The 23,727-nt window shown below is 69.6% G+C and carries 22 protein-coding genes; 10 read left to right on the top strand and 12 right to left on the bottom strand.

Annotated features, from left to right (window positions below; genetic code table 11):
• Positions 1–18: 18 nt before the first annotated feature.
• Complete coding sequence (locus OG741_RS31310) at positions 19–906, top strand: 2-hydroxy-3-oxopropionate reductase (RefSeq protein WP_405603363.1); 888 nt, start codon at positions 19–21, stop codon at positions 904–906.
• A 190-nt stretch (positions 907–1,096) separates the two neighbouring features.
• Entirely contained in the window at positions 1,097–2,563 is a 1,467-nt protein-coding gene (locus OG741_RS31305) for a catalase (RefSeq protein ID WP_405603362.1), read from the top strand.
• 367 nt (positions 2,564–2,930) lie between these two features.
• Here the strand turns inward: OG741_RS31305 and OG741_RS31300 are convergent, their stop codons facing one another.
• From OG741_RS31300 to OG741_RS31260, 9 genes are all read right to left on the bottom strand, one after another.
• Positions 2,931–5,213 carry a nitrate- and nitrite sensing domain-containing protein gene (locus OG741_RS31300; RefSeq protein ID WP_405603361.1) on the bottom strand — a complete coding sequence of 761 codons (2,283 nt, stop codon included), beginning with the start codon at positions 5,211–5,213 and terminating at the stop codon, positions 2,931–2,933.
• 98 nt (positions 5,214–5,311) lie between these two features.
• Complete coding sequence (locus OG741_RS31295; RefSeq protein ID WP_405603360.1) at positions 5,312–5,503, bottom strand: hypothetical protein; 192 nt, start codon at positions 5,501–5,503, stop codon at positions 5,312–5,314.
• Complete coding sequence (dhaL, locus tag OG741_RS31290; RefSeq protein ID WP_405603358.1) at positions 5,500–6,168, bottom strand: dihydroxyacetone kinase subunit DhaL; 669 nt, start codon at positions 6,166–6,168, stop codon at positions 5,500–5,502. The genes OG741_RS31295 and dhaL (OG741_RS31290) overlap by 4 nt, the downstream gene beginning before the upstream one ends.
• A 46-nt stretch (positions 6,169–6,214) precedes the next feature.
• On the bottom strand, positions 6,215–7,207 hold the full coding sequence (gene dhaK / locus OG741_RS31285; RefSeq protein WP_405603357.1) for a dihydroxyacetone kinase subunit DhaK: 993 nt from the start codon (positions 7,205–7,207) through the stop codon (positions 6,215–6,217).
• Between the two features lie 166 nt (positions 7,208–7,373).
• A complete protein-coding gene (locus OG741_RS31280; protein WP_405603356.1) occupies positions 7,374–9,056 on the bottom strand; it encodes a phosphoenolpyruvate--protein phosphotransferase in 1,683 nt (560 codons plus the stop codon).
• Positions 9,053–9,694: a dihydroxyacetone kinase subunit DhaL gene (dhaL, locus tag OG741_RS31275; RefSeq protein WP_405603355.1), complete on the bottom strand. Its 642-nt coding sequence runs from the start codon at positions 9,692–9,694 to the stop codon at positions 9,053–9,055. The genes OG741_RS31280 and dhaL (OG741_RS31275) overlap by 4 nt, the downstream gene beginning before the upstream one ends.
• A 163-nt stretch (positions 9,695–9,857) precedes the next feature.
• A complete protein-coding gene (gene dhaK, locus OG741_RS31270) occupies positions 9,858–10,856 on the bottom strand; it encodes a dihydroxyacetone kinase subunit DhaK (protein ID WP_405603354.1) in 999 nt (332 codons plus the stop codon).
• Positions 10,853–11,626: an MIP/aquaporin family protein gene (locus OG741_RS31265; protein WP_405603353.1), complete on the bottom strand. Its 774-nt coding sequence runs from the start codon at positions 11,624–11,626 to the stop codon at positions 10,853–10,855. Before OG741_RS31265 ends, dhaK (OG741_RS31270) begins: the two co-directional genes overlap by 4 nt.
• A 377-nt stretch (positions 11,627–12,003) precedes the next feature.
• The gene (locus OG741_RS31260) at positions 12,004–12,780 is read right to left on the bottom strand and encodes an IclR family transcriptional regulator (protein WP_405603351.1); all 777 of its coding nucleotides are present in this window, start codon (positions 12,778–12,780) and stop codon (positions 12,004–12,006) included.
• A 60-nt stretch (positions 12,781–12,840) separates the two neighbouring features.
• On the opposite strand from OG741_RS31260, the gene dhaM reads away from it, so the two are divergent.
• The 4 genes from dhaM (at position 12,841) to OG741_RS31240 (ending at position 14,324) form a co-directional block, all read left to right on the top strand.
• Positions 12,841–13,233 (top strand): dihydroxyacetone kinase phosphoryl donor subunit DhaM, encoded by a 393-nt coding sequence (dhaM, locus tag OG741_RS31255; RefSeq protein WP_405603350.1) that lies wholly within the window; start codon positions 12,841–12,843, stop codon positions 13,231–13,233.
• Positions 13,217–13,516 (top strand): HPr family phosphocarrier protein, encoded by a 300-nt coding sequence (locus tag OG741_RS31250; RefSeq protein WP_405603348.1) that lies wholly within the window; start codon positions 13,217–13,219, stop codon positions 13,514–13,516. Before dhaM ends, OG741_RS31250 begins: the two co-directional genes overlap by 17 nt.
• Before the next feature lie 76 nt (positions 13,517–13,592).
• Entirely contained in the window at positions 13,593–14,081 is a 489-nt protein-coding gene (locus OG741_RS31245) for an ATP-binding protein (RefSeq protein WP_405603346.1), read from the top strand.
• 54 nt (positions 14,082–14,135) lie between these two features.
• Positions 14,136–14,324 carry a hypothetical protein gene (locus tag OG741_RS31240; protein ID WP_405603345.1) on the top strand — a complete coding sequence of 63 codons (189 nt, stop codon included), beginning with the start codon at positions 14,136–14,138 and terminating at the stop codon, positions 14,322–14,324.
• 37 nt (positions 14,325–14,361) lie between these two features.
• Here OG741_RS31240 and gcl read toward each other — a convergent pair whose 3' ends face one another.
• Entirely contained in the window at positions 14,362–16,149 is a 1,788-nt protein-coding gene (gene gcl / locus OG741_RS31235; protein WP_405603343.1) for a glyoxylate carboligase, read from the bottom strand.
• 204 nt (positions 16,150–16,353) lie between these two features.
• Here gcl and OG741_RS31230 point away from each other — a divergent pair, with 204 nt between their 5' ends.
• Positions 16,354–17,079: a hypothetical protein gene (locus OG741_RS31230; protein ID WP_405603341.1), complete on the top strand. Its 726-nt coding sequence runs from the start codon at positions 16,354–16,356 to the stop codon at positions 17,077–17,079.
• Positions 17,080–17,363: 284 nt separating this feature from the next.
• Here OG741_RS31230 and OG741_RS31225 read toward each other — a convergent pair whose 3' ends face one another.
• Together OG741_RS31225 and OG741_RS31220 are read right to left on the bottom strand one after the other, a co-directional pair.
• Positions 17,364–18,980 carry an AMP-binding protein gene (locus OG741_RS31225; protein WP_405603340.1) on the bottom strand — a complete coding sequence of 539 codons (1,617 nt, stop codon included), beginning with the start codon at positions 18,978–18,980 and terminating at the stop codon, positions 17,364–17,366.
• Positions 18,977–20,665: an AMP-binding protein gene (locus OG741_RS31220; RefSeq protein WP_405603339.1), complete on the bottom strand. Its 1,689-nt coding sequence runs from the start codon at positions 20,663–20,665 to the stop codon at positions 18,977–18,979. Before OG741_RS31220 ends, OG741_RS31225 begins: the two co-directional genes overlap by 4 nt.
• Positions 20,666–20,789: 124 nt before the next feature.
• On the opposite strand from OG741_RS31220, the gene OG741_RS31215 reads away from it, so the two are divergent.
• The 3 genes from OG741_RS31215 (at position 20,790) to OG741_RS31205 (ending at position 23,719) form a co-directional block, all read left to right on the top strand.
• Positions 20,790–21,617 carry a response regulator transcription factor gene (locus OG741_RS31215; RefSeq protein WP_405603338.1) on the top strand — a complete coding sequence of 276 codons (828 nt, stop codon included), beginning with the start codon at positions 20,790–20,792 and terminating at the stop codon, positions 21,615–21,617.
• A 124-nt stretch (positions 21,618–21,741) separates the two neighbouring features.
• The gene (locus OG741_RS31210; protein WP_405603337.1) at positions 21,742–22,734 is read left to right on the top strand and encodes an IS481 family transposase; all 993 of its coding nucleotides are present in this window, start codon (positions 21,742–21,744) and stop codon (positions 22,732–22,734) included.
• A gap of 340 nt (positions 22,735–23,074) precedes the next feature.
• A complete protein-coding gene (locus OG741_RS31205; RefSeq protein WP_405603336.1) occupies positions 23,075–23,719 on the top strand; it encodes a LysE family translocator in 645 nt (214 codons plus the stop codon).
• The last annotated feature ends 8 nt before the right edge of the window (positions 23,720–23,727 follow it).

Raw genomic sequence — 23,727 nt, 5'->3', positions numbered from 1 at the left:
TTTTAGGAAGGCACCCTCATGAGCACCCCCAAGATTGCATGGATCGGCCTCGGCATCATGGGCTCCCCCATGTCCGAGAACCTGCTGAAGGCGGGTTACCAGGTCACCGGCTTCACCCTGGAGCAGGACAAGCTGGACCGCCTCACCGCCGCCGGCGGCACCGCCGCGTCCTCGATCGCCGAGGCCGTCAAGGACGCCGACGTCGTCATCACGATGGTGCCCGCCTCCCCGCAGGTCGAGGCCATCTCGTACGGCGAGAACGGCATCCTGGAGAACGCCCGGCAGGGCGCCCTCCTGATCGACATGTCCTCCATCACCCCCCAGACCTCGGTGGACCTCGCCAAGGCCGCGGCCGAGAAGGGCATCCGCGTACTGGACGCCCCGGTCTCTGGCGGCGAGGCGGGCGCGATCGAGGCCGTACTGTCGATCATGGTCGGCGGCGAGCAGGACGACTTCGACAGCGCGCTGCCGATCCTTCAGGCGCTGGGCAAGACCATCGTCCTGTGCGGTCCGCACGGCTCCGGCCAGACGGTTAAGGCCGCCAACCAGCTGATCGTCGCGGTCAACATCCAGGCCTGCGCCGAGGCCGTCGTCTTCCTCGAGAAGTCCGGCGTGAACCTCCAGGCCGCCCTGGACGTCCTGAACGGCGGTCTGGCCGGCTCCACGGTCCTGACCCGCAAGAAGGACAACTTCCTGAACCGGGACTTCAAGCCCGGCTTCCGGATCGACCTGCACCACAAGGACATGGGCATCGTCACCGACGCCGCGCGCAACGTCGGCGCCGCGCTGCCCGTCGGTGCGGTCGTCGCCCAGCTCGTCGCCTCCCTGCGTGCGCAGGGCGACGGCGACCTCGACCACTCCGCCCTGCTGCGCGCGGTCGAGCGCCTCTCCGGGCAGCAGGTCTGAGTCCGGGCCCGCACCGGGCCCCTGATTTCCGGGCGGCGTCGGCGCTGACACCTGTCCTGTCGCGCCCAGGCGCCGACGCCGTCCGGAACACCACACTTCGCTTTCAACAAACTGTTGACGTGACGTTCGAGGCGAATTTACGCTCCTCGCACCGCCAGCAGCTCCAGTACGGAAGGTCAATCCCGCCACCATGACGCAGCGTGTGCTTACGACCGAGTCAGGCGCCCCGGTCGCCGACAACCAGAACTCCGCCACCGCAGGCGTCGGTGGCCCCATCCTCCTGCAGGACCAGCACCTGCTCGAGAAGCTCGCGCGCTTCAACCGGGAGCGCATACCGGAGCGCGTGGTGCACGCCCGCGGCAGCGGCGCGTACGGCTACTTCGAGGTGACCGACGACGTCACCGGCTTCACCAAGGCGGACTTCCTCTCCCAGGTCGGCAGGCGCACCGAGACCTTCATCCGCTTCTCGACCGTCGCCGACTCGCTGGGTGGCGCGGACGCGGTCCGCGACCCGCGCGGCTTCGCGCTGAAGTTCTACACCGAAGAGGGCAACTACGACCTCGTCGGCAACAACACCCCGGTGTTCTTCATCAAGGACCCGATCAAGTTCCCGGACTTCATCCACTCGCAGAAGCGCGACCCCTTCACGGGCAAGCAGGAGCCGGACAACGTCTGGGACTTCTGGGCGCACGCCCCCGAGGCGACGCACCAGGTGACCTGGCTGATGGGCGACCGCGGCATCCCCGCCTCGTACCGCCACATGAACGGCTACGGCTCGCACGCCTACCAGTGGACGAACGAGGCCGGCGAGGCCTTCTTCGTGAAGTACCACTTCAAGACCAACCAGGGCATCCGCTGCCTCTCCTCGGAGCAGGCGGCCGAGCAGGCCGGCAAGGACGCCAACAGCCACCAGACGGACCTGCTCCAGGCCATCGAGCGCGGCGTGAACCCCTCATGGACCCTGTACGTGCAGGTCATGCCGGCGGCCGAGGCGGCGGACTACCGCTTCAACCCGTTCGACCTCACCAAGGTGTGGCCGCACAGCGACTACCCGCTGCAGCGCGTGGGCCGCCTGGTCCTCGACCGCAACCCGGACAACGTCTTCGCCGAGGTCGAGCAGGCCGCGTTCTCGCCGAACAACTTCGTGCCGGGCATCGGTCCTTCGCCGGACAAGATGCTCCAGGGCCGGCTGTTCGCCTACGCGGACGCGCACCGCTACCGCCTGGGCGTCAACCACACCCAGCTGCCGGTGAACGCGCCGAAGGCTGTTCCCCGGGGGTCTGCCGACAACTACGGCCGCGATGGCTTCATGACCACGCGCAACGGCTCGCGCCACGACAAGAACTACGAGCCCAACTCGTACGCCGGTCCCGCGCAGACGGACTCGGCGCTGTCGGCCCCGCTGGCCATCCACGGCTGGACGGGCACGCACGCCGCGGCGCTGCACAACAAGGACGACGACTTCTTCCAGGCGGGCGAGCTGTACCGCCTGATGTCCGCGGAGGAGAAGTCCCGTCTGGTGGCCAACATCGCGGGCGGCCTCTCGCAGGTCACCCGTGACGACGTCATCGAGAAGAACCTCGCCCACTTCCACGCCGCGGACGCCGACTACGGCAAGCGCGTCGAGGAGGCCGTCCGTGCCCTGCGCGAGGATTAGGAACACATAAGCTGCGCCCGGCCCTGACGGGAGGTCAGGACCGGGCGCCGCCTGTGCCGCCGACCCGGATGAGGGGTGGTCATGCGGTACGGGCAGGCCGGGGACCGCGGCGGTAGTGCGATGCCAGTGCGGTGGTCAAGGCACCGGAGTCCGCTTCTTGACCTGAAGGAAGCGAACCCTCGGTCCCAATCGCCGCCGCCGCGGGCCTCTCCCTGAGGGAGTCGGCCACACAGTCCCCGCCCGGCGACACGAATGTCCTGTCGCGCCAGCCTCGCGTCGTCGGGCGGTAACAACTGCACAGCCAGAGCGCCGAGTTGCGGACGGTCCCGCGGCTCGGCGCTCTCCTTCGTGCGACTGGCCGATCGTTTCAGACCTGGCCGGCCAAGCGGGCGCCGTGACGGCGTGTCCGGTACGCGCGTTTGGCCGGCGCGCTGTCGTTGAGTTGCTCGGTCGCGTCGTAGTTGCGCCAGCCCGTGAGGCGCCCTTCCGAGTTGTACCTGGCTGACAGTCCGGGAGGATCCATGTGATCTCCGTGTTCCCGGACCAAGTTCTGGGGCAGCATGACCACTGCTGTGATGCCGCAGTGGGCTGACCTGCGGAGTTGGACGCGGATGCCGTGGCGGCCGGAGAGCTGGCCGATGACGAACATACCCATGCGCCGCGCCACCGACACGTCGACGACCGGCGGGTTCAGGAGCCTCTCGTTAGCCTCCTCAAGGTCCTTTGCGGTCATGCCGATGCCGCTGTCCTGGATTTCGACCCTCGCGCCGCCGCCGGACAGCAGCTGGCTCGTGACGAGCACCTCGGTGTCCGGCGAGGAGAATGTGGCCGCGTTCTCCAGCAGCTCCGCGATGAGGTGAACGATGTCGTTCACTGCCCGGCCGTCGACGTCCGCGGTTACCAGTCCGCGTAGCTGCACACGCTGGTACTGCTCGACCTCACTGGTGGCTGCCCGGAGAACATCGACGAGCCGGACTGGGGCGCTCCAGCGGCGGCCCGCCTCCTCGCCCGCGAGGACGAGTAGGTTCTCCCCATTGCGGCGCATGCGGGTGGCCAGGTGGTCGAGCTTGAAGAGGCTGGCGAGCAGGTCGGGGTCCTGCTCGCCGTTCTCCAGATGGTCGATCAGCTCCAGTTGCCGTTCCACAAGGCTCTGGCTGCGCTGCGAGAGGTTGACGAACATCGCGTTGATGCGACCTCGCAGCTGCGCTTGCTCGAACGCCAGCCGTACGGAGTCGCGATGGACGTCGTCGAACGCGTGGGCGACACCGCCGATCTCGTCGGCCGAGTTGATGCCCGTGGGCTCGAACTTGATGGCCTCCAGTTGCGCGTCGCTGGAGCCCCGCAGCAGCCGGACCACTTCAGGCAGGCGGCGTTCGGTGATATCGAGCGCGGAGTCGCGCAGGGTGTGCAGCGGGCCAACAATCGACTGCACGACGACGTGCGTCACACCGAACGTGAGCAGGAGGATCAACAGCACGACGAGCGAGGTGATGAACACTGAGCGCTCGGCCTGGTGCCGCTCGCGCGAGCTCTCGTCTTCGACCGATCCGACGAGCCGCTTCTCGACCAGACGCATCAGCTCGAGCTTGCTCGTCATGGTGTCGAACCACTCGCCGGCGTCAAGGCGGAGGCGGCTGGTGCCCTGCCGGGCGAGCACCTGCTTCTGGAGCATCTCAACCTTGTTGACGTCCCTTCCGGTGACGGTGCGCTCGTAGAACTGACGCTGGGCCGGCGGCGCACCGGACCGGAACTCGCCGATCAACTCCTGTTGCTGCCGGCTGGCGAGGGTCAGGCCCTGGGCTTCGTTCGAATCGAAGTGCCCCTGGGTCAGCACCCCGCCGAGCAGCGCGCGTTGCCGGGAGGCTGCCTCCGTGGCCTGTGCGAAGGTCACGAGCGCACCGGCCCTCACGGCAAGGGTCTGGTGGGCGATGTCCGGCGTGAGAACGTCGAGGGCGTCGGTGAGCTCGGCGATCAACGCCGTGTATGCGTTGACCACGGACAGCAAGCGCATTTTCGAGTGGTCTACCGTGTGGCGCAGTGACGCCACCTTCCCGCCAGAGGCGTCGAGCACCGCGAGCCGGGTGGCCAGGACGGGGTTCGTCCCGCGGTGGACATGGGCGGCCTCGGCACGGACCCGGGCGAGCGCCGCGTCCACCTGGGAGCGCTGAGTGTCCAGCCGGCTCATGTCGCCCGTACGCCCGGCCGCGACGTAGAGCGCGGTGAGATCGCGTTCATCCTCAAGCTCCTGCAAGAGCCCCGTGCCCTTGTCGACGGTACGAACGAGCTGATGGACGTTGTCGATGTCCTGTGCGTTCTGCACCGCCGAGCCGATCCGCAAACCGCCGAGTACGAGCGCGGTGATGATCGGGATGAGCACTACGGCCAGCAGCTGGGTGCGCACACTCCAGTTACCCGGGGCGAACGCCTTCTGGTTGCTGCTCCGGCGCGGGCGACGCCCTCCACCTGCACGCGCGGGGCCCGGATCGGTATTGCCCGGTTCGGTACTGCCGTTGTCGGAATCGCTGCCTCTCGCCTGGGGCGTCTGCACCGGTTCCGTGCCGTGGCGATGCACCGCGGGTTGTGTTTGCACTTGCCTTCGCACCTTCTTCCCGCCAATGAACGTGCGCGATTCAGGGGCGCGTGCGCGCATCGCGGACGCTGCTCTCATCGCGCGAGTGCGCTTGTCGTGATATCGCTCAATGAGGCCATGGCCTCGTGCGTCCCCTGGCAGGTGCCTGGGGCAGCGAACTACGCGTCGGTCTCAGGGCTTTCCGGGATCGCAACCACTTCGTCGGTGGCGGTCGCTGTGGCAATCCGCTCGGTACCGGTGCCCAGCTCGTCATCTGTGCCCGTCGGCGGGTAGAGCCTGGCATCGCCGGCGAGTTTGGCCGTGCCGGGAGCCACCTCGGTGCCGGCCCACCGGCTGGATGCCACCCTCATGACGCCGCCCCTGTGCCTGGCCGCTCGCTTCTCCGCCCGCTCGCCGCGGTGACAGTCGCGAGGGCGGACAGAATGAGCACGGTCGACGCCGCGCCGGGGTCCTCGTGACCGATGGTGCGGGCGCCGAGATAGCTCGCCCGGCCCTTCCGGGCCTGCAGGCCGACGGTCTGCTTCAGGCCCCGCACGGCGGCGTCGGACGCCGCGCGCGTGGCCTTGCTCAGGTCGCCGCCGGTGTCGATGACGGCCTGGTAGGCGGTCACGGCCGGACTGAGGGCGTCGATCATCGTTTTGTCGCCTTCGAGCGCCGCGCCGATCCGCTGGATGCCGGTGAGGGCAGCCGCCAACGCCGCCCCAAGTTGTGCCGCAGACACGTCGGGATCCTCGCCCAAAGTCCGCGCGGCCTGCCGGAACCCGGTGCCGTACAGCGGTCCCGAGGCCCCGCCGGTCTTGCTGATCAATGCCCGGCCGACGGTGGCGAGCACCGCACCGGGGGTGGGCGGGTCGGTTTCGTCCAGCATTGCCACCGCCGCCTGCAGGCCACGGCGCATGTTGATGCCGTGGTCGGCGTCGCCGACAGCGGAGTCGAGCCGGGTCAGACGGTCGGTGTTGTCGACCACCAATCGGGCCGCCTCGTGGATCCAGGCCCGGAACATGCTCGCGTCCATGGTCGTCCTTCTCCCTCGTGGTGTCCGTAGCGGTGTCCGAGGATGCTCAGCGTCCCCAGCGCAGCGCGGGGGTCTCGACGGGGACATCCCACAGATAGGTGAGCTGCGGCGTGAGCCGGCACACCGTGATCGTGCAGCCGGCCATCTCCAGGCTGGTGATGTAGTTGCCGACCAGGTTGCGGGTGATCCACACGCCATGGCCGGCGAGCCACTCGGCAACCGCGGCATACACCACGTACAGCTCAAGAAGCGGGGTGCCACCCAGGCCGTTGACCATCACGAGCACTTCGCCCGAGAGCGGCATGTCGGCGTGGATGGCGTCCAACGCGACACCGACGATCTCCTTGGCGGAGACGAGCCTGCCGCGGGCGCGACCGGGCTCGCCGTGGATGCCGACGCCCAGCTCGATCTCGTCCTCGCCCAGCTCGAAGCCGGGCTTGCCCGACGCGGGCACCGTGCACGACGTGAGCGCCACCCCGAACGAACGGGACCGGTCGTTGACCTCCCGGCTCAAAGCCGCGGCCGAGGCCAGGTCCGCGCCAAGCTCGGCAGCCGCACCGACGATCTTCTCCACGAACACGGTCGCCCCGGTACCCCGTCGGCCGGCCGTCCACGTACTGTTCTCCACGGCGACATCGTCATTGACCACGACGCCCTCGACCCAGACGCCGTCGTCGGCGGCCAAGTCGGCGGCCATCTGGAAGTTCAGCACGTCGCCGGTGTAGTTCTTCACGATGTGCAGCACCCCCGCCCCGCCGTCAACGGCCCGCGTGGCGGCGAGGATCTGGTCCGGCACGGGAGATGTGAACACCTCACCGGGACAGGCCGCATCCAGCATCCCGTACCCGACGAACCCGCCGTGCAGCGGCTCGTGTCCGGACCCGCCACCTGACACCAGGCCGACCTTCCCAGCCGTCGGTCCGCCCGCGCGGATGATGTAGCGGTCGGACGTGTTGACCGTCAGTGAGGGGTGCGCGGCGGCCACCCCGACGAGAGCATCGGCAAGCACCTCATCGGGCGAGTTGATGAGCTTCTTCACGGTTCAGGCCCCTTCTCGACTGGATATGTACATCAGCAGAAATCCCTTGAATGGGATGGATCAGTGGGACTTGTCAGGGCGTCACCTTGCGCTTCACGCAAATCCTGGTGGGCCGGTTCGGTCGGACCTGCCTACGCTCGACTGATCGCGCCATGTGCGCCTCGGGTCAGGGCAGCGACGGCAGGCAGCACTGCTCGACGAGTCGCCAGACCTCTTCGGCGGTTTCGCGGGTGAGAGCGATGGCCGCCAGGGAGGCGCAGGTGTCATGGCGCAGGCGGCGGATGCGGGCGCGTACTTCGTCGAGGACGGCGGGTGCGACGGAGAGGATGTCGCACCCGAGGCCGATGAGGAGGGGGGTGACAAGGGGGTCGGCCGCGGCGTCGCCGCAGACGGAGACCTGGCGGTGGTGGCGGTGGGCTGCGGTGACGACCTGGGCGATGGCGTGGAGTACTGCGGGGTGCGCGGCCATGGCCGGGGAGGCAGCGGGGTCGCGCCGGTCCAGGCCCAGGATCTGGCAGGTGAGGTCGTTGCTGCCGATGGAGAGGAATGCGGCTTCGCGGGCGAGGTCGTCGGCTGCGGCGACGGCTTCGGGGAGTTCCACCATGATGCCCAGGGGCGGTATCGGGACACCGGCTTCGTCGGCGGCGGCCTGGAGAAGGCGTCGGCAGGCGCGGAGTTCGTCGATGCCGGCGACCATCGGGATCATGATGCGCAGGTCGGTATCGGCGCCCGCGCCGAGCAGGCTGCGGAACTGATCGGCGAAGGCGTCCGGTTGGGCCAGCATGAGCGGCAGGCCGCGGCCGATCCGCGCGCCCTGGATGCGGGACAGGAACGGCGGGAGTTTGTCGTCGGCGAAGTCGAGGGTGCGGGCGGTGGCGGTCTGTCCGGCGAGTGCGCGCATGACGGGGACGAGGGTGGCCGCGTGCTGGTTGCGGGTGGGCCAGGCAGGGTGGTTGAGGAAGGGCAGTTCGGTGCGGAGCAGGCCGACGCCGTCGGCGTTGGCCGCGAGGGCTGCGCGGGCCTCGGCCGGGGTCGCCACGTTGGCCCGCAGCACCACGTGATGATGGTCCAGTGTCTGGGCGGGCAGGTGGCGCTCTTGGGCGAGGGCGAGGCGGCGGGTGCGGGCGGCGTCCATGGCGTGCAGCGCGCTCGCGCGTTCGTCGTCGTTGGGGTGGGCGACGGCGGTGGCCTGGTCGGTGTCGAGGAGGATTTCCTGCCCGTCCGGCAGGTCGAGCAAGGCGGGGTCGACGGCCAGGAGGAGGGGGATGCCCTGTGAGCGGGCGACGATCGCGGCGTGGGAGTTGGGGCCGCCGGTGACGGAGATGGCGGCGGTGACCGTTTGGCCGGGTTCCAGCAGGTCTGCCGCGCCGATTTCGTGGGCGACCAGGACGAGGGGCTGGTCGGGTGCGGGGCCGGTGTCGCCGTGCAGGTTGGCCAGGACGCGGCGGCCGACTTGCCGTACGTCGGCGGCGCGTTCGGCCAGGGTCGGGTCGTCAAGGCCGGCGATGGTCCGGGCATAGGTGTCGATGGCCTGCCGGACGGCGACGGGTACCGGCTGGCCTTGGTGCGCTCGCTTGATGGCCTGTTCGCGCAGATCGTGGTCCTGCGCGATGTAGCTGTTGACCTCCATGATGTCGGCCTCTTCGTCGTTGCCCCGTTCACGCAGCGAGGTGGACAGGTCGAGCAGGCGGGCGGCGACGGCGTCGAAGGCGTCGGTGATCTGCTGTGCGGCGTCACCACCGGTGCGGTGGGGGAGCACGGCTCGGGTGAGCGGGCGGTCAGTGCGGTGGAGGAACCCCAGGGCTATGCCGGGTGCGGCGGTGTGCCCGGCGTAGGTGTGGCGGATCATCGGGTAACCACCACTTCGGCGAGTGCGCGGAAGATGAGGGCGGTGGAGGTGGCGCCGGGGTCCTGGTGGCCGATGCTGCGGGCGCCGAGGTAGGAGGCTCGGCCCTTGCGTGCCTGCATGGGGGTGGTCGCGCGCATGCCCTCCTCGGCAGCGTCGGCGGCGGCCAGGGCCGCGGCGGCGAAGTCGGCTCCGGCGCCGGCATGTTGCTGGAAGGCGGCCAGGGCGGGAGCGTATGCGTCGATCATTGTCTTGTCGCCGGGTGCGGCCGCGCCGAGCTTCTGGACGCTCTCCAGGCCGGCGGCGAGTGCGGTGGCGAACTGCTGCGTGTCGGCGGTGGGTGCGTCAAGAGCCTTGCCCATGGCGCGGAAGGCGCCGCCGTAGAGCGGGCCGGAGGCGCCCCCAACGCTGGAGATGAGTGTGGTGCCCGTCTTGACCAGCACGGCCCCGACGGTGTCCGGCTTGTAGTCGGCCAGGGCCGTGGTGACGGCGGAGAAGCCGCGTTTCATGTTGACGCCGTGGTCGGCGTCGCCGATGGCCGAGTCGAGCTGGGTGAGGTGGTCCTTGTGCATGTCGACGGCGGCGGCGATGGCCTGCACCCACGTGCGGGCGAGGTCGGTGTCCACGGAGTCTCCATTCATGGTTGGTATGTGGCGGGTTCACGGTTGGGTGAGCCGGGGGCGGATGCGGGTTGACGGTTGGGTGAGCCGGGGGCGGGGGCGGATGCGGGGGCGGTCGGGTGAGCTGGCGCGGGAAGGCTCCCGCCCGCCCTCGCGTATCGCGCGGCCCCGCCCCCGGCTCGGTTCAGGCGCCCCAGTGCAGGGCTGGGGTGTTCACGGGTGCGTCCCACAGAGACAGCATGTCGGCGTCGGCCTTGCAGACGGTGATGGAAACACCGGCCATGTCCAGGCTGGTCACGTAGTTGCCGACAAGACTGCGGGCGATGACCACGCCCTTGTCCGCGAGAGCGGTGGCGACGTCGTTGAAGACGACATACAGCTCGATGAGCGGTGTGCCGCCGAGGCCGTTGACCATGACGATGGTCTGGTCCCCCACGGTGAGCGGCTGGTCGGCGAGGATGGCGTCGAGGGCGGTAGCCACGATCTCCTTGGCCGGGCGGAGCTTCTCTCTGCTGCGTCCGGGTTCGCCGTGGATGCCGACGCCGACTTCGATTTCGTCCTCGGGCAGGTCGAACCCGGGCTTGCCGGAGGCGGGTGTGGTACATGCGGTCAGGGCGACGGCGAAGGACCGGGAGGCGGCGTTGACCCGCTTGCCCATCTCCGCCACCGCGGCGAGGTCGGCGCCGTTCTCGGCGAGAGCGCCGGCGATCTTCTCGACGAAGACGGTGGCACCGGTGCCGCGGCGCCCCGCGGTCCAGGTGGAGTCCTGGACGGCGACGTCGTCGTCGACCAGCACGGTCTCGACCGTGATGCCTTCCTCGGCGGCCAGTTCGGCGGCCATCTGGAAGTTGAGGACGTCGCCGGTGTAGTTCTTCACGATGAACAGCACGCCCGCGCCGCCGTCGACGGCCCGAGCTGCCGCCAGCATCTGGCCGGGCACGGGCGAGGTGAACACCTCGCCTGGACAGGCGGCGTCCAGCATGCCCAGTCCCACGAAACCGCCGTGCAGGGGCTCGTGCCCGGAACCGCCGCCGGAAATGAGGGCGACCTTGCCCGTGCTGGTGCCGCCCGCGCGGGCGATCACCTTGTTCTCCGCGTCGACTTTCAGTTCGGGGTGGGCGGCGGCGATGCCGGCCAGGGCCTCGTCCAGCACCGCCTCGGGGGCGTTGATGAGCTTCTTCACGACAGGGCTCCTTCGGCAGTGGCGGACTCAACGACCCGGTTCTCGGCCGTGGTTGTGGCGGCCTTGCGGTGGGCGTTGAGGGCTGTGTAAAGGACGCCGGCGGCAACCGCGCCGATCACCTCGGCGGCCAGGTAGACGGGCAGCTGATCCCAGTGGACCGTGCCATTGAACAGCTCGCCGGTGATCATCGGGCCGAGCGTCCTGGCCGGGTTGATGGACGCCGCGGTGGCGGGCGCCACCGGAATGATGATCGCGAACACGCCGAGGCCGATGGCCAGACCGGCGAAGCCGCCGGCCGCGCGCCGGTCGATGGCCCCGAAGACGACGAACGCGAGGATGAACGTGCCCACCGCTTCGGCGAAGAAGGCCTGCCCGGCGCCGACACCGGTGCCGTAGGCGGCGATACCGAGGCCGACGTCGACCGCCTTCTTACCCAGCACCCCGACGATTGCAAGCGCTCCCAGCACCGCACCGGCCACCTGGGCCGCGATGTAGCCGGGGACATCCCGCCAGGGCATCTTCTTCGTGACGGCCAGCGCCAGGGTGATGGCCGGGTTGATCTGGCAGCCGGAGATATGGCCGATCGCATAGACCATGGCGATCACGGCGGTGGCGAAGGCCAGCGAGATCATTCCCAGCTGCGCCATGGTGAATGGGGCGTCGCCGCCGACGATGAGCGTTGCGGGGACCGAACCGACGCCGATGAACACCAGCACCGCGGTGCCCAGCATCTCGGCCACAAGCTTCTGTGAGTAAGAGTTTTCTTCCATTGATGGCGCCCAGTGCCGAGCGGCAGCGTGGGCGTCTCACCTCCTCCGCGTGAGCGGGCTGTGAAGGGAGGGGGCCGCCAGGTGGTCAGGGTCGGGCAACCTGGCGGCCGGCTCAGGGGAACCGGATATCCAGCGGAATCCGGTAAGTCGTTCACTATTGATGAACGTTGTTCCGGAAGTTAAGCCCGCGTTTCACGCCTGTCAAGAGGTCCGGCGACTATCGGGCACCCCGGACACGGAGAAGGCCCCACGGCGACGCGCCGAGGGGCCTGGACGGAGGGGCAGGTGGCGGAACGGCGGACGTCGCCGCCGAGCTGCGGGTGGATGCGGAGTGTGCAGGTCAGGTGCCTGCGAGGCTGGTGGGTGCGGGGGGCCGGTCAGGGGCCGGCGATGCGGGCGGTCCCTCGAGGGGCGCCGAGGTCGCGGGAGAGATTGCGGGCGGTCTCGCGGACCGCGACCGCGAGCTCTTGTCGTGCCGGTTCGGCCAGCAGACGCTCGACGGGGCCGACAATGCCGATGGCCCCGACCACCTCGCCGGAGCGGTCGAAGACGGGGGATGCGATGCCCGCGTCCCCGATGGCGGACTCCTGGTCCTCGATCGCGTACCCCGTCCGGAGAATCTCCTTCAGCTGGCCGGCCAGCTCCTCCGGGTCGGTGATGCTGGCGCCGGTGAGCACCGCCGGGTCGCCCGCGAGCAGCCGCTCGCGCTCGGAGGCTGGGGTGAAGGCCACGATGGCCTTGCCCAGGGCGCAGGTGCTCCACGGGATGCTGGCTCCCACCTCGAGGATCTGCACTGCACCCTCCGGCCGGAAGGCGTGGTGCACCACCAGGACGTGGTCGCCAGTGAGCACGGCCACCCACACCGCCTCGTTCGCCCGGGTGGCGAGCTGGTCCGCCCAGGTCAGCGAGCGGGTCCGCAGCTCCTGGGTGTCCAGATAGGCGTTGCCCAGCTGCACCAGGTCCGGGCCGAGCTGGTACTTCGAGCTGTCCCGGTCCTGCACCACCAGCCCCTCGGCCTCCAGCGTGCGCAGCAGCGCGTGGACGGTCGGCTTGGCCACGCCCAGGCGGTCGGCCAGCTCGGTCACACCCAGCCGGGGCCCGGTGGACGCGAGCTCCCGCAAGATCTGCACCGCACGCTGCACCGCTTGAACCATCGAAAAATTCTCCTTGTTCAGTATTGATGAACAGCGTTCCGAGATATAGCGTTGCTGTTCATGAGCAACCTTGTCGGCATCGTACTCGTGTCCCACAGCGCCGAGCTCGCCGCGGGCCTTCGCCTGCTGGTGCAGCAGATCGGCTCCGACCACGTTCCCCTCGCTACCGCCGGAGGAACCGACGACGGCCGGATCGGCACCAGCTACGACCTCGTTCTCGCAGCGATCCGGAACGCCGACCGCGGAGCCGGCGTAGTCGTAATCCCCGACCTCGGCAGCTCCGTCCTCACCGCCCGCACCGTCCTGGAAGACCATCCCCGCACCGACGTAACGATCGTCGACGCGCCGTTCGTCGAAGGAGCCGTCGCAGCCGTCGTCACCGCCGCATCCGGCGCTGATCTCAAGACCGTCGCCAACGCCGCCAAGGAGGCTCGCAATGTCCTCAAGTTCTGACGCCACCACCACAACCGCCACGACCACGGCGAATCACGAAATCGCCGTCGTCCTGCCCGCCAACCTGCATGCCCGCCCCGCAGGCCAACTCGCCCGGGCCGCAGCGGAGTACACCAGCGCAATACAGCTGGAACATGGCGGCCGCACCGTCAACCCGACCGGCGTCCTCGCCGTGATGGGCCTGGGTGCCACCGCCGGAAGCACCGTGACCGTCCGCGCCGAAGGCCCCGACGCAGACCAGGCCGTCACGGCGTTGGCCGACATCCTCGCCACCGCCGAATAACCCGGCCACGCGCCACCGCACCGAACGAGCCGCCGCTTCCGATACGAGAAGCCGAGACAAGTGGAGGTGGTCGAAGATGACCACTCCGGCCATGACCACGTCTGACTCCAGCGTGGCACCGCACCCGCGGACCGAGCACATCCTCCCGCTGCCACACATCCCTGAGACCGTCTCCGCCGTGCGCCACGGCGCACGCACGGTCCTGGCCCGCTGGGCCCTGCCCACGGAGACAGCAGACGATGCCATCCTGGTGATCTCGGAACTGATCACCAACGCGATCGCTCACGCACTGCCCCCAGCAGTGTTGCGGCTGTCGATGCCCGAGGTCGGCGGCCGGCACGCCCTCCGTATCGAGGTCACAGACGCTGGGCCGCTACCCCGACCGCGCCGATCACCCGAGAACCCGCCCCCTGCGGAACATGAGGAACACGGACGCGGTACCGGCATCGTCGCTGCCCTTTCCATGCGGCACGGCATTTCCCGCCACCTCCAAAGGATGACCCGATGGGCGGAACTCCACGTGGCGTCCGCCCACACTGGCAGTGCTGCCACTGCAAGCCCTTGAAGAACGTCTCGGCGGGGCTCAGGAACGGCCGGACCCGCGAAGAAGCACATGGCGATGACCATGATCGCGGTAGCCGCGATCGGCCGACGGCGAGTCGGCTTCCTCCCCTCGTCGGGCGCGAGGGATCCGGCCCAACTCGTCCTGGGCTTCGGCAATCTCGGCGAGCGCACTATGCGCGAGGGCATCGCGGCCGTCGTCGGCATCCTGCGCGCAGAGCACAAAGCGCCACCCGGCGCGGATTGATTCCGGGACGGGTGCCGCTCGTGCCTCGCGCGGGTGCTCAGACCTTGAGCGTCCTGATGGAGGTGGGCGCGTGGCCCGGCTCCGTCGCCAGCTCCTCGAACTCGGTGACATCGCTGATGTCGGCCGTCTTGCTCATCGAGATGTTGGTGACGCGCTCCAGGATCGCCTCGACGACGACCGGCACCCGGAACTCGGCGGCCAGCTTCTTGGCCTCCTCGAACGCGGGCAGCAGCTGGTCGGGCTCGGTGACCCGGATGGCCTTGCAGCCCAGGCCCTCGACGACCTTGATGTGGTCGACGCCGTAGACACCCAGCTCGGGGGCGTTGATGTTCTCGAACTCCAGGTTGACCTGGAAGTTGATGTCCAGGCCGATCTGCGCCTGCCGGATCAGGCCCAGGTAGGCGTTGTTCACCAGCACGTGGACGTACGGGATTTTGTGCTGCGCGCCGACCGCCAGCTCCTCGATCATGAACTGGAAGTCGTAGTCGCCGGACAGCGCGACGACCGGAGACTCCGGGTCCGCGGTGGCGACACCGAGCGCGGCCGGGATGGTCCAGCCGAGCGGGCCCGCCTGGCCGCAGTTGATCCAGTGGCGCGGCTTGTAGACGTGCAGCATCTGCGCGCCTGCGATCTGGGAGAGGCCGATGGTGGTGACGTAGCGCGTCTCGGGGCCGAAGGCCTTGTTCATCTCCTCGTACACGCGCTGCGGCTTCATCGGCACGTTGTCGAAGTGCGTACGGCGCAGCAGCGTCGCCTTGCGCTCCTGGGTGGAGGCGACCCAGTCGGAGCGGTCGGGCAGCTTGCCTGCGGCCCTGAGCTCCTTGGCCACCTCGACGAAAAGCTCCAGCGCGGCCCTGGCGTCGGATGCGATGCCGTAGTCGGGGGCGAAGATCTTGCCGATCTGGGTGGGCTCGATGTCGACGTGGACGAACTTCCGGCCCTTGGTGTAGACGTCGAGCTTGTAGCCGGTGTGGCGGTTGGCCCAGCGGTTGCCGATGCCCAGGACGAAGTCGGACTCCAGGAAGGTCGCGTTGCCGTAGCGGTGCGAGGTCTGCAGACCGACCATGCCCGCGTTCAGCTCGTGGTCGTCGGGAATGGTGCCCCAGCCCATCAGGGTCGGGATGACCGGCGTACCGGTGAGCTCGGCGAACTCCACCAGCAGATCGGAGGCGTCGGCGTTGATGATGCCGCCGCCGGCGACGATCAGCGGGCGCTCGGACTCCAGCAGGAGCCGGATCGCCTTCTCGGCCTGGGCGCGGGTCGCTGCGGGCTTGTAGAGCGGCAGCGGCTCGTACGTCTCGGGGTCGAACTCGATCTCGGTGAGCTGGACGTCGATGGGCAGGTCGATGAGGACCGGACCCGGGCGGCCCGAGCGCATCAGGTGAAAGGCCTGCTGGAAGACGCCGGGGACCTGCGCGGCCTCCAGGACGGTGGTCGCGGCCTTGGTGACCGGCTTGGCGATCGAGGCGATGTCGACGGCCTGGAAGTCCTCTTTGTGGATCACGGAGGTCGGCGCCTGGCCGGTGATGCACAGGATCGGGATGGAGTCCCCGATGGCCGAGTACAGGCCGGTGATCATGTCGGTGCCCGCGGGGCCCGACGTGCCGATGCAGACGCCGATGTTGCCGGGGTTGGCGCGGGTGTAGCCCTCCGCCATGTGGGAGGCGCCTTCGACGTGGCGGGCGAGCGTGTGGTCGATGCCGCCGCCGGTCTGGAGGGCCTTGTAGAAGGGGTTGATCGCCGCGCCCGGCACACCGAACGCGTGCGTGACGCCTTCGCGCTTGAGGATCTCAACTGCCGCTCGGGCAGCGGTCATACGAGGCATGGGTGCTCCTGCTTCGGCCGGTCGGACTCGGGCTCTTTCGCGTCACTCCAGAGCCGCTATTCCGTAATGCGGAAGTGTAGTTCTGCTATACGGAAGCAATGTATGGCGCGTGCAGAACGGCGTCAAGGGATGACCGAAGTCCCGCCCGAAGGCATCCCGCTTGGTGGACGATGGACGGCAGTACGAAGGGAAGGGGGGAGCGCGATGGCCGATACGGTGCCGGTCCGCTGTCCGTCCTGCCGCCGCGACCACGTGTTCGCCTCGCCGGTCTACCCCTGCGCCTGCGGCGCCCCGCTCGCGCCGCCGCTGCTGCACGCCCCGCCGGAACCGATCACGCACCGCACCTGGACGGACGACTGGGTCACCGTGCGCTGCCTCGCCTGCGGCCGCCAGGACCACTGGCCGCAGCCCGAGCTCGGCTGTCCCTGCGGCACGGTGCTGCGCATCCCGGTCCGCCCGGTGAGCGCCCCCGGCCCCGGCGCGCCGGCCACGATGTCCTTCGCCCCGCGCCCGTCGCACATCCCGCTGCCGCGCACCGCGACCGTGCCGCGCCCCTCGTTCCGGCCGGTCACGATCCGTACTGCCCGCGATGCGGTGACCGCGGCGGCGCTCTATCTGAAGTGGCTCGGGTTCCAGGACGTCGTCCAGCCGGAGGTACGCCCCGTGTCCGGAATCGACCTGCGCGGCCCCGGCCTGGTCGCCCAGGTCGACCCCTCCACCCGCCCGGCCACCCTGCGCGACGTCGAGTGCCTGTGGCTGAACGGGCTGAGCGTCTCCGCGGTCGGCGTCTTCTTCTCTCTGGCGGGTTACGCGGACGACGCGAGGTCCCGGGCGGACGACCTCGGCGTCCCGCTCTTCGTCATGGACCTGACGGGGAGCCCGCAGCCGGTGAACGCGGCGGCGGACGAGCTGGTCTCGACGGGGGCGTGAGCGGTACGGGGGCGCCTGCGGCGGGCGTTCACCCCACCCCGCCCCTTCCCGAACTGGGGGCAAGCCCCCAGACCCCCCCGGTCGGGGCTTCGCCCCGGACCCCGAATCCGACCTTCGGCCGCATGTCCTCAAACGCCGGACGGGCTGGATGTGCGGCCCTGCCGCACATCTCAGCCCCTCCGGCGTTTGAGGAGCGGGGTCTGGGGCGGAGCCCCAGTTCGGGAAGGGGCGGGGTGGGGAACAAGCCCCGCGCAGCGGCACCCGCACCCATCGCACCGCCCCGCCTACTCCTCCCCCGCCGCCCCGAACCGCCGCCTCAGCTCCACCTTCCGCACCTTCCCGCTCACCGTCATCGGGAACTCGCCCAAGATCTCCAGCCGCCGCGGAATCTTGTAGTGCGCCAACTGCTCCCTGCAGTACGCCGCGATGTCCTCCAGCGTCGGCGGATCCCCCGCATCCCGCGGAATCACGCAGGCCAGGATCTCCTCCCCGTAGCGCTCGTCGGGGACCCCGACCACCTGGACGTCCGCGATCTTGGGGTGGGCGTACAGGAACTCCTCGATCTCGCGCGGATACACGTTCTCACCGCCCCGGATGATCATGTCTTTGATCCGGCCGACGATCTGGACGTACCCGTCCTCACGCATCACCGCCAGATCGCCCGTATGCATCCATCGGCCCGCGTCGATCGCCTCGGCCGTCTTCTCCGGCTCGTCCCAGTAGCCGAGCATCACGCTGTAGCCGCGGGTGCACAGCTCGCCCGCCTCGCCGCGCGGGAGTGTCACCCCGCCGACGGGGTCGACGACCTTGACCTCGACGTGCGGCAGGACCCTGCCGACCGTGCCGGTGCGGCGTTCCAGGTCGTCGTCCCGGCGGGTCTGGGTGGAGACCGGGGAGGTCTCCGTCATTCCGTAGCAGATCGAGACCTCGGCCATGTTCATCTCGGCGACGACGCGCTTCATGACCTCCACGGGGCAGGGCGAGCCCGCCATGATGCCGGTGCGCAGCGTGGACAGGTCGTACGAGGCGAAGTCGGCGAGGTTGAGCTCGGCGATGAACATCGTCGGTACGCCGTACAGCGAGGTGCAGCCTTCCTCGGCGACCGCGCGCAGGGTGGCCGACGCGTCGAAGGACGGGGCCGGGATGACCATGCAAGCGCCGTGCGAGGTCGCCGCGAGGTTGCCCATCACCATGCCGAAGCAGTGGTAGAAGGGCACGGGGATGCAGATGCGGTCCTGCTCGGTGTAGGCGATCATCTCGCCCACGAAATAGCCGTTGTTGAGGATGTTGTGGTGCGAGAGCGTCGCACCCTTGGGGAAGCCGGTGGTGCCGGAGGTGTACTGGATGTTGATCGGGTCGTCGCAGGACAACTCGGCCTCGCGCGCTGCCAGTTGCCCGTCCGTGACGGCAGGCGCCGCGTCCAGGAGTACGTCCCAGGAGCCGTGCCCGATGTAGTGGACGGACCGCAGGTCGGGACAGTTGGCCCGCACCTGGTCCACCAGCGCCCGGTAGTCGCTGGCCTTGTGCCGCTGCGAGGCGCACAGCACCGAGATCCCGGCCTGTTTCAGCACGTACTCGAGTTCGTGCGCCCGGTAGGCCGGGTTGATGTTGACCATGATCGCGCCGATCCGGGCGGTCGCGTACTGCACGAGCACCCACTCCGCGCAGTTGACCGCCCAGATCCCGACCCGGTCCCCTTTTGCGACGCCGATCCCGAGGAAGCCTCGCGCCAACTGGTCCACCGCGGCGCCGAATTCGGGGTACGTCCAGCGAGCGTCCATGCCGAGATCGACCAGCGCCTCGCGGTCCGGCCATGCCGCGATCGCCCGGTCGAGATTGCGGCCGATCGTGTCGCCGAGCAGCGCGGTCGTGCCGGTGCCGTGCGCGTAGGACAGGCTCATCGCAGATCTCCCTCGACGTACTCGGCGGTCGAGCCCTCGGCCGTGCGCTCGCGCAGCTCGATCCTGCGGATCTTGCCCGAGACGGTCTTGGGCAGCACGCCGAACTCCAGCCGCCGGATGCGCTTGTACGGCGCGAGAACCGCGCGCGAGTGCTCGAACAGCAGCTTCGCCGTGTCCGGTCCCGGCTCCCAGCCCTCCGCCAGCACGATGTACGCCTTCGGCACGGCGAGCCGTACGGGGTCGGGCGCGGGCACGACCGCCGCTTCGGCCACCGCCTCGTGCTCCAGGAGCGCGCTCTCCAGTTCGAACGGCGAGATCTTGTAGTCGGACGCCTTGAAGACGTCGTCGGAGCGGCCGATGTAGGTGATGTAGCCGTCGGCGTCGCGCGCGCCGATGTCGCCCGTGCGGTAGAAGCCGCCTGCCATCGCCTCGGCCGTACGCTCCGGGTCCCCGTGATAGCCGGTCATCAGGCCGACCGGATCACCGGACAGATCCAGCGAGATCTCACCCTCCGCAGCGCCCGGCTCGCCCGTGACCGCGTCCAGCAGGACCACCTGGTAGCCGGGGCTCGGGCGGCCCATCGACCCGGCCTTGAGCAGTTGGCCGGGGCTGTTGGCGACCTGCACGGCCGTCTCCGTCTGCCCGAAGCCGTCCCGGATGGTCACGCCCCATTCGCGGCGCACGGTCTCGATGACCTCGGGGTTCAGCGGCTCCCCGGCGGCGACGACCTCGCGCGGCGGCGTACGCAGCAGGCCGAGATCCTCCTGGATCAGCATCCGCCACACGGTCGGCGGGGCGCAGAAGCTGGTGACGCCCGCGCGGTCCATCTCCGCCATCAGCCGGGCCGCGTCGAAGCGCGTGTAGTTGTGGATGAAGACGGTCGCCTCGGCGTTCCAGGGCGCGAAGAGATTGGACCAGGCGTGCTTGGCCCAGCCAGGAGAGGAGATGTTCAGATGCACGTCACCCGGCTTCAGCCCGATCCAGTACATCGTCGCCAAGTGGCCCACCGGGTACGACACATGAGTGTGCTCGACCAGCTTGGGGCGGGCGGTCGTGCCGGAGGTGAAGTAGAGCATCAGCGGGTCGTCCGCCCGGGTCACGCCGTCCGGCTCGAAGACGCCCGGCGCGGAGAACGCCTCCTCGAAATCCAGCCAGCCCGGCACATCGGCCGCACCCCGGTCCGCCACCGCGATCCGGGTGTACTCCCCCGGCACCTCCGCGAACTTGGCGGCGTCCGCCACGCGCGCGATGACATGCCGGACGCGCCCTCGGTCGACCCGGTCCCGCAGGTCCACCGGGCCGAGCAGCGGTGTCGCGGGGATGACGACCGCCCGCAACTTCATTGCGGCGAGGGCGATCATCCACAGTTCCTGCTGGTTGCCGAGCATGACGAGGATCCGGTCCCCGGCCCGCACGCCGCGGTCCCGCAGCCAGTTGGCGACCTGGTCCGAGCGCACGGACATCTCGCCGAACGAGACGGTGATCTCGCGGCCGTCCTCCTCGACGATGTGCAGCGCGGTCCTGGCGTTGCCGTCGGCGATCTGATCGAACCAGTCCAGTGCCCAGTTGAATCGCTCGGGCCGGGGCCAGGAGAAGCCCTCGTACGCAGCCGCGTAGTCGTCTCTGTGCCGCAGCAGGAAGTCCCGGGCCGCCCTGAAACTCTCCGTCGCGCTGCCTGACGTCATTCGTCCTCCTCATTGCGGGACCGGCCACTGACATCGTGTAATCAGTGACCCAGGTCTCACTACCCCCGAACGGGGGTGACACAGCCCCCCTACGGGGGTGACCCAGCACGCAGGAGGAGAGCAAGTGTCCGAGCCGGCCGATGCGGTGGAGATGCGCGCGGCGCTGGCGCGGCTGCGCCGCGCGACCGGGCTGCCGGTCGCCTTCGGCGGGCTGCTGCACGATGCACGGCAGCTGCGGATCGCCGAGCTGAGCGGCACGGCGACGGGCGCGCTGCGCGGTCTCGCGATCAGCGCGGGCAACGGCCTCGGCGGCAAGTCGATCGCTCTCTCGCGGCCGTGCGCGGTGACGGACTATCCCTCGGCGCGGCACATCAGCCACGAGTACGACGCGGCGGTCGCGGCGGAGGGGCTGCGCTCGGTGCTCGCGGTGCCCGTCGTCGTACGGCGCAAGGTGCGAGGCGTGCTGTACGGGGCGCTGCGGGAACCGAGGGCGCTCGGCGAGCGGACCTTCGACGCGGCGGTGGCCGCGGCGCGCGATGTGGAGCAGGCGCTGGTCGTACGGGACGAGGTGCAGCGGCTGCTGGTCGCGGCGCGGGAGCCCGTGGCGGGGCCCGGGGCGTGGGAGGAGGTCCGCGAGGTGCACGGCGAGCTGCGCGCACTGGCGCCGCGGATCGTCGACGAGGTGCTGCGCCGGGAGCTGCTGGCGGTCTGCGGCCGCCTGTCCACCGCGTCGGGCGGCCCGCCGCGGCCGCACATGGTCAGCTTGGCGCCGCGGGAGCTGGACGTCCTGGCCTGCGTGGCCGCGGGCTCCACCAACGCGGCGGCGGGCGAGCGGCTGGGGCTGAAGCCGGAGACGGTGAAGGGGTATCTGCGGGCGGCGATGCGGAAGCTGGGGGCGCACACGAGGCTGGAGGCGGTGGTGGCGGCACGGCGGGCGGGGCTGCTGCCCTAGGTGTACTGCCCGGGCAGGTTGGTTGAGTTTGTGCGACGACACGGTCTGAATCTGGCCGATGGCGAAGGCCTCCGGTTGTGGAGTGGAGCTGTCTAGGAACCGCTCCGCCAACCTGGAGGCCTTCGTGTCTCACGCTAACGCTGCTTTGACTCCTCGTGCCCGTCTTCGCCTGGCGCGTCTGATTGTTGATGACGGGTGGCCGGTCGCTCGTGCGGCCGAGCGTTACGACGTGTCCTGGCCGACCGCGAAGCGGTGGGCCGACCGTTACGCCGAGTCCGGTCCGGCAGCGATGGCTGACCGGTCCTCACGGCCGCACCGCAGTCCTGCCCGAACCACGCAGCCGCAGGTCCGCAAGATCGTGCACCTGCGCTGGAAGCAGCGTCTGGGCCCGGTCCAGATCGCCGGACGGCTGGGCATGCCTGCCTCCACCGTGCACGCGGTCCTGACCCGGTGCCGGATCAACCGGCTGTCCCACGTCGACCGCGCCACCGGCGAGCCGGTCCGCCGCTACGAACACGACCATCCCGGCGCGATGCTCCACATCGACGTGAAGAAGCTCGGGAACGTTCCCGACGGCGGCGGCTGGCGCTACGTCGGACGCGTCCAGGGCCGCAGGAACCGCGCCGCGACACCGGACAGGCCCCGCAACAAGTACCGCGGACCGCTGCTGGGAACCGCGTTCGTCCACACCGTCGTCGACGACCATTCCCGGGTCGCCTACGCCGAGATCTGCGACGACGAGAAGGCCGCCACCGCAGTCGGTGTCCTGCGGCGCGCGGTCGACTGGTTCGCCGCCCGCGGTGTGAGGGTCGAGCGGGTCCTGACCGACAACGGCTCGGCCTACCGCTCCCGGCACTGGACACAAGCCTGCACCGAGCTGGGAATCACGCCGAAGAAGACCCGGCCCTACCGGCCACAGACCAATGGCAAGGTCGAACGCTTCCATCGCACCCTGGCCGACGGCTGGGCCCTCGGCCGCTTCTACTCCAGCGAATCAGCCCGCCGCAAAGCCCTGCCGGCCTGGCTCCATCACTACAATCACCACCGCCCCCACACCGCAACCAGCGGCAAACCACCCATCACCAGGTTGACCAACGTCCCTGGGCAGTACACCTAGGCCGTGTCTGACAAATCTCGCCTGGCGCGCGACGCCCGGCACGCCCACTCGCTGCGTTGTCGGAGTCATCCAAGTACGTCCAGTACGAGGATGATCCTCCGCCTTGCGATTGCACGCACCGGACGCCGCGCACCCCGCCCTGCGGGCGGACGGCGCTATTTGTCAGACACGGCCTAGGCGCCGGCGGCGAGCCTCACCCCACGCCCTTCAGGCCGCCCGCGGAAATCCAGCCCGTCCGGCGACTGAGGACATGCGCCGAAGGTCGCATACGGGGTCCGGGGCGAAGCCCGGTCTCCACAGCCACTGGCAGCGCCGCCCGGCACTGAGGTTGAATGTGCAAATGGTGTCCACAGACCGCTTCCTCGCCTTCGCCGCGATGTCGCTGCTGGTGATCGTGATCCCGGGGCCGAGCGTGCTCTTCGTGATCGGCCGGGCTCTGGCCCACGGCCGCCGCACGGCGGTGGCCACGGCGCTGGGCAATGTCTTCGGCTCGTACGTCCTGGTGGTGGCCGTCGCGCTGGGCATCGGCGCGCTCGTGGAGCGCTCGGCCCTGGTGTTCATGGCGGTGAAGCTGGCGGGCGCCGCCTATCTGGTCTTCCTCGGGGTGCAGGCGTTCCGGCACCGCAAGGACATGAAGGTCTCGGACATGCAGGCCCCGTCCGGACCGGCGCGCGGCGATCTACGAACGGTCGTGGACGGCATCCTGGTGGGCGTCACCAACCCCAAGGGCATCGTCTTCTTCGCCGCCGTCCTTCCACAGTTCGTGGACCACGCGGCGGGAAACCTGCCCGCGCAAATGCTGCTGCTCGGCCTGGTCCCGATCTCGATCGGCCTCGTCACGGACACCCTGTGGGGCCTGGGCGCGGCGGCGGCGCGCAGCTGGTTCGCCCGCTCGGAGCGCCGCCTGTCGATGGTGGGCGGCGCGGGCGGGTTCGCGATGATCGGCCTTGGCGTGACGGTGGCGGCGACGGGCCGCGCGGACTGACATGTACG

The sequence above is a fragment of the Streptomyces sp. NBC_01410 genome (assembly GCF_045040195.1).
Classification (GTDB): Bacteria; Actinomycetota; Actinomycetes; order Streptomycetales; family Streptomycetaceae; genus Streptomyces.
The sequence above is the reverse complement of the archived record's forward strand: the minus strand, read 5'-3'. Positions and strand labels throughout refer to the sequence as shown.

Coding starts and splice junctions, on each gene's coding strand:
- dhaM (WP_405603350.1), top strand. CDS start 12,841: ATGAGCAACCTTGTCGGCATCGTACTCGTGTCCCACAGCGCCGAGCTC.
- OG741_RS31295 (WP_405603360.1), bottom strand. CDS start 5,503: ATGAGGGTGGCATCCAGCCGGTGGGCCGGCACCGAGGTGGCTCCCGGC.
- OG741_RS31240 (WP_405603345.1), top strand. CDS start 14,136: ATGACCATGATCGCGGTAGCCGCGATCGGCCGACGGCGAGTCGGCTTC.
- dhaL (WP_405603358.1), bottom strand. CDS start 6,168: ATGGACGCGAGCATGTTCCGGGCCTGGATCCACGAGGCGGCCCGATTG.
- OG741_RS31300 (WP_405603361.1), bottom strand. CDS start 5,213: ATGCGCGCACGCGCCCCTGAATCGCGCACGTTCATTGGCGGGAAGAAG.
- gcl (WP_405603343.1), bottom strand. CDS start 16,149: ATGCCTCGTATGACCGCTGCCCGAGCGGCAGTTGAGATCCTCAAGCGC.
- OG741_RS31220 (WP_405603339.1), bottom strand. CDS start 20,665: ATGACGTCAGGCAGCGCGACGGAGAGTTTCAGGGCGGCCCGGGACTTC.
- OG741_RS31205 (WP_405603336.1), top strand. CDS start 23,075: ATGGTGTCCACAGACCGCTTCCTCGCCTTCGCCGCGATGTCGCTGCTG.
- OG741_RS31310 (WP_405603363.1), top strand. CDS start 19: ATGAGCACCCCCAAGATTGCATGGATCGGCCTCGGCATCATGGGCTCC.
- OG741_RS31305 (WP_405603362.1), top strand. CDS start 1,097: ATGACGCAGCGTGTGCTTACGACCGAGTCAGGCGCCCCGGTCGCCGAC.
- OG741_RS31260 (WP_405603351.1), bottom strand. CDS start 12,780: ATGGTTCAAGCGGTGCAGCGTGCGGTGCAGATCTTGCGGGAGCTCGCG.
- OG741_RS31230 (WP_405603341.1), top strand. CDS start 16,354: ATGGCCGATACGGTGCCGGTCCGCTGTCCGTCCTGCCGCCGCGACCAC.
- OG741_RS31245 (WP_405603346.1), top strand. CDS start 13,593: ATGACCACTCCGGCCATGACCACGTCTGACTCCAGCGTGGCACCGCAC.
- OG741_RS31280 (WP_405603356.1), bottom strand. CDS start 9,056: ATGATCCGCCACACCTACGCCGGGCACACCGCCGCACCCGGCATAGCC.
- dhaL (WP_405603355.1), bottom strand. CDS start 9,694: ATGAATGGAGACTCCGTGGACACCGACCTCGCCCGCACGTGGGTGCAG.
- OG741_RS31225 (WP_405603340.1), bottom strand. CDS start 18,980: ATGAGCCTGTCCTACGCGCACGGCACCGGCACGACCGCGCTGCTCGGC.
- OG741_RS31250 (WP_405603348.1), top strand. CDS start 13,217: ATGTCCTCAAGTTCTGACGCCACCACCACAACCGCCACGACCACGGCG.
- OG741_RS31265 (WP_405603353.1), bottom strand. CDS start 11,626: ATGGAAGAAAACTCTTACTCACAGAAGCTTGTGGCCGAGATGCTGGGC.